Origin of the sequence: Dolichospermum sp. UHCC 0259 (assembly GCF_009711935.1) — a bacterium.
In the GTDB taxonomy this organism is placed as follows: domain Bacteria; phylum Cyanobacteriota; class Cyanobacteriia; order Cyanobacteriales; family Nostocaceae; genus Dolichospermum.
This window is the reverse complement of sequence record NZ_VIKX01000034.1, coordinates 1-12,343: the sequence shown is the minus strand read 5'-3', so window position 1 is coordinate 12,343 and position 12,343 is coordinate 1. Positions and strand designations below refer to the sequence as shown.

At 36.1% G+C, this 12,343-nt stretch carries 9 protein-coding genes; all 9 read right to left on the bottom strand.

The features are described 5' to 3' along the window. Positions 1 to 126 precede the first annotated feature (126 nt). Positions 127 to 1,308 carry a glycosyltransferase family 4 protein gene (locus FJR05_RS03340; protein ID WP_168642809.1) on the bottom strand — a complete coding sequence of 394 codons (1,182 nt, stop codon included), beginning with the start codon at positions 1,306 to 1,308 and terminating at the stop codon, positions 127 to 129. Next, complete coding sequence (locus FJR05_RS03335) at positions 1,305 to 2,462, bottom strand: glycosyltransferase family 1 protein (RefSeq protein WP_168642808.1); 1,158 nt, start codon at positions 2,460 to 2,462, stop codon at positions 1,305 to 1,307. The genes FJR05_RS03340 and FJR05_RS03335 overlap by 4 nt, the downstream gene beginning before the upstream one ends. A 301-nt stretch (positions 2,463 to 2,763) precedes the next feature. Then, on the bottom strand, positions 2,764 to 3,501 hold the full coding sequence (locus FJR05_RS03330) for a bifunctional 2-polyprenyl-6-hydroxyphenol methylase/3-demethylubiquinol 3-O-methyltransferase UbiG (RefSeq protein ID WP_168642807.1): 738 nt from the start codon (positions 3,499 to 3,501) through the stop codon (positions 2,764 to 2,766). A gap of 197 nt (positions 3,502 to 3,698) precedes the next feature. Further along, positions 3,699 to 4,916, bottom strand: a complete 1,218-nt coding sequence (locus FJR05_RS03325; protein WP_168642806.1) for a hypothetical protein — start codon at positions 4,914 to 4,916, stop codon at positions 3,699 to 3,701. Positions 4,917 to 5,194: 278 nt separating this feature from the next. Further along, positions 5,195 to 6,196 (bottom strand): glycosyltransferase family 2 protein, encoded by a 1,002-nt coding sequence (locus tag FJR05_RS03320; protein ID WP_168642805.1) that lies wholly within the window; start codon positions 6,194 to 6,196, stop codon positions 5,195 to 5,197. Between the two features lie 58 nt (positions 6,197 to 6,254). After that, entirely contained in the window at positions 6,255 to 6,959 is a 705-nt protein-coding gene (locus tag FJR05_RS03315) for a bifunctional 2-polyprenyl-6-hydroxyphenol methylase/3-demethylubiquinol 3-O-methyltransferase UbiG (protein WP_168642804.1), read from the bottom strand. A 22-nt stretch (positions 6,960 to 6,981) separates the two neighbouring features. Then, positions 6,982 to 8,571, bottom strand: coding sequence for a flippase (locus FJR05_RS03310; protein WP_168642803.1), 1,590 nt, complete (start codon positions 8,569 to 8,571; stop codon positions 6,982 to 6,984). A gap of 1,231 nt (positions 8,572 to 9,802) precedes the next feature. Further along, entirely contained in the window at positions 9,803 to 10,651 is an 849-nt protein-coding gene (locus tag FJR05_RS03305; RefSeq protein WP_168642802.1) for a Uma2 family endonuclease, read from the bottom strand. A gap of 508 nt (positions 10,652 to 11,159) precedes the next feature. Then, entirely contained in the window at positions 11,160 to 11,720 is a 561-nt protein-coding gene (locus FJR05_RS03295) for a Uma2 family endonuclease (RefSeq protein ID WP_168642801.1), read from the bottom strand. Between the last annotated feature and the right edge of the window lie 623 nt (positions 11,721 to 12,343).

Sequence of the window (12,343 nt, the reverse complement as noted above, 5' to 3'; positions counted from 1 at the left end):
CCTACTTCTACCTACCCTATAAACTCTCGAAAGTGGGGGGAGAGTGAAAAACTACCAATGATCTTCCAAACATAATTTAAATTCCTCCTATGTATTATCTAGATTTTTTTGCTTGAAAACCTCAGTTCATTTGCTTATATCAAGCATTATATGATTGTAAAGGTTTTCAACTTGGTTAGCTGAAAATTCCCAGCTATATTTATTAACAACAAATTGTCTTGCAAGATTTCTAATCTCTCTAGCTAGATCAGAGTTTTGTAGTAGAGTAATCGTAGCTTTCGCAAAATCTTCTGGACTATCTGCTATCAAAATTTCCTTGTCAGGGTTTGCACTCAGAGAACCAAGTCCCAAGGTTGTAGTAACTACAGGTAGTCCAGAAGCCATTGCTTCCAGAATTTTGCTTTGCATACCTGATCCTGATTGCATGGGAGCGATCGCAATCTTAGCTTTTTTTAGAGTTTCTGGCATAGACTTTACAAAGCCAGTGACTATAACTCCTCTCTTTTGCTCTAAACTGCGAACTTCTGTTGTAGGGTTTGCTCCAGCAATCAAAAGTGTAATATCAGGAATTGTTTGTTGAATTATGGGTAGACAAAGTTCAACAAACCACTTAACAGCATGAATATTAGGTGCATAACTCATATTTCCAGAAAAAATTAGGGTTGGTTCTATTGGTGGTTGTTTTTGTAAACTAAAAAATTCAGTATCTATTCCGAAGGGGATAACCTTTACTCGTTCACTAGGAATTAGTTGTGCATCCTTTTCAGATACAACTACCAAATTATTAAATAAGTTAGGTAAATCACGTTCATAACGGGTGACTCGTCGAAGTTCCTTCTGAAAAATCAAGCGCTTAGGAAAAGATTCTAAAGCTACACGACGCTCTAAATTTAATTGCATCGAGTCAATCAGTTCTATAATTTTAGGGGTATGTATATGATGAAAATAAGGGGCTATCCTCATCATAAAAGTATGAACTACATCAAACTTATTGGCTGCCAAAATCGAATCTAGCTGTTGCTGAAATTTACTAGAAAAGTAGTAACAAGCTTGAAGAGGTAATTGTGAAGTAAATAAACCTTTTCCTACATTGATAAGTGATTGCCATTTAGGGAGATGAACAGGATATATTGCTTTACAGTACGGACGTATCCGATCAATATTTTCTAGTTCCCAGGCACTATGATAAAGGGTTAACAATGTAAGTTCATGTCGCTGACTTAATATGCGAAGGCGATGATAAGGTATAAACTGATCTCCTCGTAACAGAGGATAAGGAAATCTCGGAGTAACAAAAAGTATTTTCATAAGTTATTATCATCGGCAATAATAGATTTATAGATATCTAGAGTTTCTTCAGCCATTCTTCGCCAAGAAAATTGCTTTGCTCTTGCTAATCCACGTTGAATTAAGTTATCTCTTAAAGAATGGTCAACTAATAATTTATATACTGCTGATTCAAGTTCTTCTTGATTGGTGGGGTCTACTTGCAAAGCGGCATCTCCAACAATTTCAGGAATAGATGTTGTATTGGAGGTAATAACTGGAGTACCACAAACCATTGATTCTAAGGGTGGGATACCAAAGCCTTCATATAAAGAAGGATAGATAAATAATGTGGCACAATTATAGAGATATACTAATTCCTCTTGAGTAACATAGTCCGTAAAAATAACATCATTTTCGCATTGAAGCAAACAAACAAGATCATAAAATTCAGACTGCTTCCAGTTTGGAATTCCTACGATAACTAACTTTTCATTAATGTTTTTCGTTTGCTTTAGCTTTGAAAAAGCTCTAATAACTAATTTTGTGTTTTTTCGTGGATCTGTACCACCTAAAGTTAATAAATACTTTCCAGATAGATTAAAACTATTCTTGATAATTTTAGATGCGTTTCCCCTGTCAAGTATGCTAAATGAAGCATCCGGTGCTTCATAGGTAGTTATAATTGAGCTTGTTTGAAGACTGGGGAAGTGATGCAAAATATCACTTTTAGAAAAGTTAGAAACTGTAATCACTTTAGTAGCATTTCTAATAGTTTTGCTGACAATAGCACTTCTGTATATCCTACCTAGTCTTTGATAAGCAACATTTGACTTTGGCAATAGTACGGAATCTTTCAGATACATCACATCATGAATAGTGACTATCAGTTTTGTACTTTTTTTTAGAAAAACTGGAGATGTGTTAGCAGTGCAATGAAGTAAATTTACACCATCTTTACTTGCTTGTCTTGGCAGAACTAGCTGTTCCCATAGTAAATAATTGGTTGGGACTAGGATTCTAACTTCAAAATTTGCAGTTTTTGGTAAAATATTTTCAGAATCAGGTTGATCTGTATAAAGAAAATACTGATTTTCCTGATCTATTTTTGCTAAAAATTGCACTAAATTGAGTGTGTAGTTGCCTATTCCCCTACGCTTCTTGAGCGCAAAACGGGTATCAATTCCGATAATCAATTAAAGGTACTCCTTGAGTTTTGAGATAATCGTAAATAGCAGGTATGGTTAATGACTATTTCATGTTGAAATTATGGTGTTGATGCAAAGTAATAATCCAGCATAGTTAAGGCTTATAGCCTATAACCCACCATACAGCATTTCCATCTGTTATGAGGTACAAGAACCCCACCCCCAACCCCCTCCCCGCAAGCGATGAGGGGGCTAAGATGTACCTCACAAGGGCGGAAACCGCTGTAATTTATCGATAAACCTCTTTAGCAGAAACCAAAGAGAACCTTGACTAAATGAAATATCACGATTAAAAATTTTCAGTGTATTCGGTATTAATCTGAGCAAAGCAATATATTGATGTCGAGAAAGCTGATATAACTGGGAGTGATGTCAAAACTTTATCAAGATATGTTATTGGGGTATCTAGCTGTTCACGTATCGGGCGCAAGAATTTTAATTGTCTTCCTAGAAAGATGGGCAGAAAGCTATCATACCCAATCTGATCAACCCTGAAGCTGAACATCCTTAACATAAATTGCAATTCTGATTTTGACATACGTACTGCATGAGACCAGCGCCCGGATTTACGGGCGATGTATTCAGAAATAGAATACTCTGCAGGAAACCGAAATATGAAAAACCAACCGCCTGGTTTGAGGATTCTACGAATTTCTTTTAATGAATCGATAATGTTGTGAGCATGTTCTAGAGTTCCACTGGAAATCACAACATCAAATGAGGCATCAGGAACATGAATCTGAACAGGCGAAGTCAAGGGAAAATAGTTTATCCCTGAATCCAGAAATTCTGGTATTTTAAGATCTTTTGACCAATCACAAGCATCAACTTGATAGCCATTTTTTGCTAGCAGATAAGATAGCTGTCCGTAACCACAACCCCAATCAAGAATCCTGCTTCCAGGTAGCAAATAAGAAGAAATTTTAGCAGCATCTCGAACGTAAACTGCGGCACCTGGAAAATTATCAATATGTCCTACATTCAGATGTAAAATCTGGATTTTTGACTGCAAAATTATGTGCTGCATTAATGATATATTGACAGTCTGATTCAAAGCTTTTAATCATTTTACAATTCCTTATATAAAAGAACAATTTCGTTGTCATCAAATAAACAACCTAATAAGTAATGGGACAAAATTAATTACACAAACATTTGGAATGAAATCCTTAATGGACAAAGGATTGGTAAATAAATAATATGTAATTAATTCTGTCCAGGTACTTAACTCTTGGAATCTGCTCGCTTATCTTGCTTTTTTCCAAAATTTAATATCAGTCTATAAGCTAAGAGCATTGTTAAATCTGCCAATCCAAAAAACAGAACAATCCGAAGCATATTTCGGACTATATTCATAGATTGTACTGACAGCAAAGCTACTAGAAATCGATCCTGTCTGTGGTCAAGCATTTTTCTATGTAAAAAATCTGCTAAATAGCCGAGCAAAAAACCCATAAGTATAATGCCAAACAACCCAAAGTGGGCATAGGCAATTTCAAGTCCTGGTGCAACAACTGAACCTTGAGAATATGGATACAAGGAATCTAAAAAGTCTGCTAGAGCAGCAACTAAATATTGGTCATTACGAATTACGTTTGGTATAAGTTGCGTAAATAAGGTGAGGTTCGATAACCCAAAATCATGGTCAATTCCACCAACTTGGCCTTCATAAGTTAGAATACCTGCTAAACCCACAAATCCTTCAACATTAGTACGATAAAACCAATTAACCGGGTTTTCGTCCTGACTGAAGCGGTTAAACAAGTCATCTAACTTTTCATGCCAGTCCAAACCAATATTTGTAGCACCATTATCTCTATACAATCCATATACAATAAAGATAAAAATAAGTATTAAAATACCACCAAGCATCCAACGACGCGAAACTTGTTTATGGCAGTAGTTAAATAATAACAGCACTTGAACAAGCATAAATACGCCTATAAAGCGGGAATTGATCAAAGTGAGGAAGAAAGTTATAGCGAAAATTAGTATGTCATAAATGTTTACCCTTTGTTTAACTGAAATTTTATGAAGCAAAGGCATCTTCCCTAAACTTACAAATATCAACAGCATAGTCTGACCACCAACAGATGTTCCTGGACTATCTATAGCTGCTTGCAATCCACCTAGAAGAAGTATCAACATCGCACCAAATATAATAACCCAACTTGCTATTAGGACATATGAAAAAAGAGAGTTTGTCTGTTGCGTTGGAATTAAAACTTGGTCGTATAACTGTGATGGCAAGGGTAGTTTGAATTTGTGCCGTGCCATAAATACATAAGTTATGACTAGACTAATAACACATAAACCAGCATAAAGATTTGCTAATCGTGTGCCTTCTAAACTTATTGATTGATACAGATGTACAATATTTGCCTCTCCTTGTTGGAACTGATTTAAAATCCACCATGCTTGTCCTTGAACTAAAACCAACATCGTGAATGAAATTAATATTATATACAAGTTACGGTTGCGACTATAAAGAAACTCTCGAACAATTAGAATCCCTAGTAGACCAATTTGTATGTATAGACATATCCAATCAAAAATCATATCGAACATATAATTTTGGCTTTTCAGTATTTGTTATGCTAAATTATTAGACAAAATGCCAAGTTAATTAGCATCTAATAACAAAGCAGGTTTTGCAATTTTAATGACTCTATCTCATTCAATTGCATATCGCTATCAATACACACTCCTTCGTTACTTCATTAGTCAGAGAAAACTGTTAAGAGTTTGGGAAGCTTGAAAATAATCTCTATAACTGCAAGTTTTTTGGGTTGGCTAATCTTGGGATTTATAAGATTAAAAAATAGAGATATGATAAAAAACAATAACCAAAAATCATAGCCAAAGTGCTTCTTCATTACGAAGATTTTGTTTTTATAAATATTTAACCATGATGTATAGACACGCGAATCATTACTGGAAGCACCTATTTTATGATAGACAACAGTATCTGCACATTTCATTTGAATCCCTTGTTTTTGGGCACGTATGCAATACTCATTTTCTTCAAAATACATAAAGATATTGCTATCAAACAGTCCAATCTTCTGTATAACTTCTCTACTCATCATTAAACTGGCTCCATTTATAAAATCCAGTTTTTTGGGAAAAATCTTGGTTTCGCTGACCACTCTACTAGTGAATGAAGAGAAATAACCACCCCCATAGGCTTGAACTTTTTCAGGTTGGGAATAAAATTTAAGTATAGATCCAGTCATGCTGAGACAATCATTAGAAGCTTCAACCATTTTTTTGATTGCTGCATTATCAATAACGGTGTCGTTATTAAGTAACCAAACATATTCACAGTCATTTTGTAATAAAGCGTAGCGTAAGCCAACATTATTTCCACCACCAAAGCCTAAGTTTGCGCCAGTCTGAATTAGTATCAAGTTAGCATCAGCATCTTCCTTATTTCCTCCTGCTTCTGCTTGGACTAGATCATATTGTACATAAGAAACTGGCTTAGAAATTGGAGGGAAGCTTAAAGAGTGGAAAGTATGGCTTTTTGGCAAAAAAATATCTATTTTACCTTCTGCCCAAGCTTTTATATAGTCTAAAGAGCCGTTACTTGAATTGTTGTCGCATACAATAACGCAATAATTAGGATAATTATTCCTAAAAACACTCTCTAAGCATTCTATAGTGTCAGCCCAACCATTCCAATTTACGAGGATAATGTAAACTTTATTTGTATTTATCATAATTAATATCTGATTTTTTTGTAAGCGTTCACGGGGGGTAGAATATTACTCTAAATGTTTACAGTTGTTTTTGTGCAAGGTTTTGGGATGATTTATTAGGAGTTACTAAAACTAAATAACCACCTGGTTTAAGAATACGGTAACACTCTTGTAATAAAACCACTGGTTTGGATACGTGCTCGATTACATGACTCATGGTGATTGCATCAAAAGTGTTAGCTGGATAAGCAATGCGCTCTAAACTACCAACGTGAACATTGAAACCATATCTTGTACGAACACCTTCCACTGCTTTAGAATCGAAGTCAACCCCTTCAACTTCCCAGCCAGCCAGTCTCATCTGATTTAGAAATTTGCCATTGCCAAAACCAACTTCTAGCAACTTGCCAGGACTGATATCATCCAGATACATATTATTAAGTCGTATCTCTTCTTGCCTGATTCCTAGAAAGTGTGAAGGTATTATCTTCACTACATGATAAAATTTACGGAGAAAAATCCCTAGCACACTTTGTTTCGTGTATTCTATGTTATGAGTATAGTAGTTTTGATATGCTTTTCCAATATCTTCCTCAAGCGGCATTGGATCTAACCATACCAAACCACATTCAGAATTTGAACATTTCTTTAAATTCCATTCACCTGGCGCACCAAACAGGCGATCCTTTAAACTCTGATACAGGAACTTACCTTCATTACCACATAAATAACAGTTTGGACAAGAAGAAGACCGAATTTCATTACTATCTTTTACTTCAACCATAATTCCTTGACTCACTAAAAAATTAAACTGCCTTTAGTTTCTTCTTGATCATTGTCCGTTCATCAGTTTCTAGAAGTATAAACCATGTTGTGACAACAAAAGCCAACAATGTGAATACACAATATATTCCTTTCGTGTAAAGCTCCAACTTTAAGGTTGCAAGAGCCAACATAAATACGGTTACACCTATAGCAAAACCCATAAATTGCATTAGTGATTTATTATTTGGTATAAACCTAGATGCTATATAGAACAAAAGTATAGTATCTATCATTGTCCTTAATACCCAGGCGTAAGATGCACCTACAATTCCAAAAGCTGTTGTAAACTTCCACAATATCAGTAGATAAAATGGTAGCTCAATAAAATGGAATTTTGCCGTAATATCTGGTCGTCCAACACCTTGAATAAGGGCAAAAGGAACTTGAGCAAGGCTATTAATTAAAACCCCAACAGCCAACCATTGCAATACCAAGGTGCTATTCTGAGCAAAATCTTTTCCTATCCAAAGAGTTAATCCCTCATTGGCAAAAGTAATAATTATTAAGGTAATGGGGAATAATATCAAAAAAATATATTTCACACCCCTATTAAACATTTGCTTTGCACGCAGAGGTTCTTGGACGAAACTAGTAGAAAAAGCGGGGAAAAGAACACTAACTAAAGAACTAGAAATCAGCCAGAGCTTAGTTACGACCTCATATGGTGTAGTGTAGTAAGCAACAGCAGTAACAGAAATTAAACCTCCAATTAAAAATCTATCCATGTATACCATAAGTGGACTAACAATGTTAGTTACAGTCATCCAGCCACCAAATTTTAATAAAGGCACTAATAATGCTTTTTTAAATTTTATCTGATGCTGTAAAGCTGGCATAGCGTGAAGGCATAGCCATATATAAATTCCCCAAGCTAAGAATCTAACTGCTAATAAAACAGTGATAACTGGAACAAGACTATGGGAAAATGGCAATACTAACACAGGTCCGAGAAACATCAATAAACCCAAAGGAATGCGAACTGCATTAATTAGGTCAAATCTTTGTAAAGCAGATAATATACCTACAGTTCCTGCTGTGCTAGTAACAAGGGGAACTGAGGCAGAAAGCAGATAAAATGCAACAACAGTCTCACTCTGTAATTCCGTAGGAATCTTGAGGACATTATAAACTATGGCAGGTGATAAAGTTACAAAAACTAATGTTCCTACTAGCCCTAAAATCAACATTAAGAAAGAGGCTGTCCCAACTAAAGCAGGAATTTCTTCCTCACCACTTTCCTGTCCCAATTTTTCAGCTACAAGTTGAGTTAAGGCTCTACCCAAACCCAAATCGAACAAACTGAAATAACTAAGAACCATCCAAGCCAGGGTTAGTATACCAAAACGATCAGTACCTAGTCCTTTTAGGAGTTGCGGAATTGCAAAAACAGCTACTAGTAATGGCGCTCCCTGACCGATAAGACTGTAAATTGTATTTCGGGCTAATATTCGTCCACTTGTTAAATTCTGAAGTTGGGATTTAGTCATATTGAGCAACTGTTGAAAGTGAACGCCATTGGCGATGAATTTTTTGCGTCTTGCATATTGCCTTAATATTGGCTTATACAGCACTTTTATTGTTAAAGTGCCACACCTAAATGTCCAAAAGGTTTATGCGGCAAGGATTATAGGATTTAGTTTTGTGCCAAACAGTTGAGCAAAGTGCTGTAAAGTAGTTAAATATCGCCTAGATATCAATTTTATTGAGTCAAAGACATCATCAACAGTTAATTTTTAAATCTAATCCTACTAATACAGGTAGAACACCGTTTTTTTCATCGATGTTGGTTTGGTGATTCTGAATTCGCAATAATCCCCCTCAGTTTATCAATTGATTTAAGAAATGACAACTTTTTCTTGAAATTTAATTTATTTAGCATGAGCTAATTTCCATTTTGGGCATATTTCCTGGCATAAATAACTAACCTTGTCCAAAAACGAAGTTAAGTCCGGCAAATAATTTATCTAAATTAGATATACTATACTCTTGGATATTTTTAATAAAATTCTGTTCTCGCAGTTGTCCAAATTCCCATATTTTACCATTAGAAACAATACCATATAATAATTGTTCCGGTTGATTATTTATCTTCTGAGCGGCAATTAATTCGGCTAAACATTGTCCCCAACCTTCCTCAAAGTTGTCTTTTTTAGCCTCTACTAATATTAAATAAGGAGACTCAAAAACAATTTTACCTCTAGGCGATCTTTTAGCAACAATATAATCAGGGATACCTGATAGTCTTTCATCAAAATTTAATGGCTGATGACTCCATATTAATAACTTATCTTTATACTTTTGCCAAATTTCAATTAAAATGGGAAAAATAACTCCTTCACAAATAGCATACTCTGAGTTAAATACAACTCCTTCCCGTAAAACTAATTCAAAACGATTACGAAAGTAATCATCAATCTCTAAGAGGTTGTTTGAAAAGTATTATATTAAACCAGTAATCTCCAAAAACCTAACCCCCCTACCCCCCTTCCCTGCAAGGGAATGGGGGTTTTAAAGCCTCTCCCCTTGCAGGGGAGAGGTTTGGAGAGGGGTCAGTCTATACATTCAAAACTTTTCAAACACCCTCTAAGGGATTTTCTTGGATGAAATTATCTTCTTGATAAGTTAAAGATGCTTGACCTGAAAACCCTGTAGAGACGTTCCATGGAACGTCTCTACAATCTTTTTTGGAGATGTCTAATCAAATTTTTTTGAGCTTTTAATGGTCATGCTATTTACGCCCTAGTGTACTAGATTTTGCCAATGGTGATTTTAGAGAAATTCTTGATAGTTTTTTCGATTCTACTAGAGTTCATTGAGATTTATTCCCTTTGCCCGTAATTGTGCCAGCAACTTTTCCATTCTCTGTTGTTCTTGTGCTAGTAATAATTCTGCTCCCTCTGCTCTTTGTTGTGCCTCTTGAGCTTGCTGTTGTGCTTCTTGAGCTTGCTGTTGTGCTTTCTGAGCTTGCTGTTGTGCTTTCTGAGCTTGCTGTTGTGCTTCCTGAGCCAGTTCATGCTCCGTAGGTAACAGAACCCCATCCAAAGTTGCCCACCGACACCAAACAGTATCGGCATAGCCAAACACCCCCGACCACTGCACTAAGGCTAACCCTAACTGCTTACTAACCAGTCTATTTTGGGCATCGGGAATTATCGGTTCATAACCATCACTGCCCATACTAAACCCAGCAAAATCACTAGGGTTAAAGGGATCAAACCAGAAATACTCTGGTACTCGCAGCCGTTTTTGGTAAATTTCCTTTTTCTCTGTTTTATCCCGCGACGCGGTGCTTGAAGACAGTAACTCCACTACAACATCTGGACTTTTACCCTCTTCCCAAGTTACCCAGCATTTACGCTCACCTTTGGGAACATCTAGCACGGCAAACATATCTGGACCGCGAAAATCATGATTTTTTAATTGATGGGGGCTAAAATAAACAAACATATTTCCGCCCACAAAGGCATCTCTATCGCGTAGCCAATATGACAAAGGATCAACTAGTAAATCCATTTGCATTTTATGGCGGTAAGTCTCCATGGGAATCCCATCATCGTAGAGTAATTCGTCTTGTGTCGGCGGCTTAACAAAATCTGGTGATAAACTATCTATCTGTGGGTTATTTAGTTTAGACAATGTTGATTCAGTCATATATCCTGCGATAGCATTCCCATAGGGACTAATTTAACATTGGTAGCGGGGAGATAACTTCTCTAAGGTATTGCTTGATTAAGCCATTCTCAACCAGCCAAATACATCATCAACAGTTAATTTTAACTCTACTCCCGCCAATACAGGCAGAATATCGGTTTTTTCCATCAGTATTGGTTGGCGATCGCACAAAAATACTAGAATACTTAAATCATCAGGATCAAGAAACCATCCTAATTTACACTTATGCTCTTAGAGAACACCAAAAAACAACTTACCCAATTTTGTGGGATAGGCATCCTGCCTGTCCTTGATGGTAACAGGCAAGATGCCTGCACCACAAGGGATTTTTGGGTATTTTTTTAATTGGAAGTCCCTAAGAGAACTCCACAAAAAAGATGACCTGCTTGTATTATTAGCAGGCAAGATGCCTGTACCACAAGAAATTTTGGGATATTTTTTTATTGGAAGTCTCTAAGACTCTTATCTTATCCAATGTATTGCTTAGTTAAGCCATTTTCAACCAGCCAAATACATCATCAACAGTTAATTTTAACTCTACTCCTGCCAATACAGGCAGAATATCGGTTTTTTCCATTAGTATTGGTTGGCGATCGCACAAAAACACTAGAATACTTAAATCATCAGGATCAAGAAACCATCCTAATTTACATCCATGCTCCATACAATACAAGATATTGCCAATCACTTTATTTGATTTCTGTTCAGGAGAAAGAATCTCAATTACCCAATCTGGGGACTGTTCAAATCTATCTGGGACTTCTCCACTGCTAAGGAAAGGAATATGTTCCCATGTAAAAACTGCTATATCAGGAACAATTGACCTACTACCAAAGCTACACCTGAGTTCAGGAAAAGCATAGGCTAACTTCCCCTTTTTTGTAATCTGATTAATTCCATTACATAATTCGTACTGTAAACAACTGTGTCTTCCTTTAGGCATAGGTTTTTGAATAATATCTCCCTCCAAGAACTCTAATGCAGGCTTGGTCTCCGGCATCATTAAGAACTTTTCTAATGTAATATCTTTTACGGCACTGATGGTCATATATTTATGATTGGGGTAGCCGACTGTGGAAATCGTTTAAGGGAACACCAAAAAATAAATTACCCTTTTCAAACATCCTCTAAGAGAATTATATCCTATAGATCAGAACTTGGGAAACGTATAAATTCTTTCCTACGAGGGAATGGGGGGGTTCAAAGCCTCTCCCCGCACATCTCACTAACCCTCTCCTCTTAGGGAACACCAAAAAATAAATTACCCAATTTTGTGGGATAGGCATCCTGCCTGTCCTTGATGGTAACAGGCAAGATGCCTGCACCACAAGGGATTTTTGGGTATTTTTTTTAATTGGAATTCTCTAAGACTCTTATCTTATCCAATATATTGCTTAGTTAAGCCATTTTCAACCAGCTAAATACATTATCAACAGTTAATTTTAAATCTACTCCTGCCAATGCAGGCAGAATATCGGTTTTTTCCATTAGTATTGGTTGGCGATCGCACAAAAATACTAGAATACTTAAATCATCAGGATCACAGACATTGTTTCGAGAGTTATACCTTAATTAGACATAGCTTTCCCCTAGTGTGTTAATTTTGACAGGAAAACCAGGGATTTCCTTCATGCAGAAAGTATGATAGAAAAAAGGATACCTGAAAGCTCA

Excerpts from the sequence above, each read along its gene's own strand:
- FJR05_RS03295 (WP_168642801.1), bottom strand. The coding sequence starts at position 11,720 with ATGACCATCAGTGCCGTAAAAGATATTACATTAGAAAAGTTCTTAATG.
- FJR05_RS03325 (WP_168642806.1), bottom strand. The coding sequence starts at position 4,916 with ATGTTGGTTTTAGTTCAAGGACAAGCATGGTGGATTTTAAATCAGTTC.
- FJR05_RS03340 (WP_168642809.1), bottom strand. The coding sequence starts at position 1,308 with ATGAAAATACTTTTTGTTACTCCGAGATTTCCTTATCCTCTGTTACGA.
- FJR05_RS03315 (WP_168642804.1), bottom strand. The coding sequence starts at position 6,959 with ATGGTTGAAGTAAAAGATAGTAATGAAATTCGGTCTTCTTCTTGTCCA.
- FJR05_RS03305 (WP_168642802.1), bottom strand. The coding sequence starts at position 10,651 with ATGACTGAATCAACATTGTCTAAACTAAATAACCCACAGATAGATAGT.
- FJR05_RS03330 (WP_168642807.1), bottom strand. The coding sequence starts at position 3,501 with ATGCAGCACATAATTTTGCAGTCAAAAATCCAGATTTTACATCTGAAT.
- FJR05_RS03320 (WP_168642805.1), bottom strand. The coding sequence starts at position 6,196 with ATGATAAATACAAATAAAGTTTACATTATCCTCGTAAATTGGAATGGT.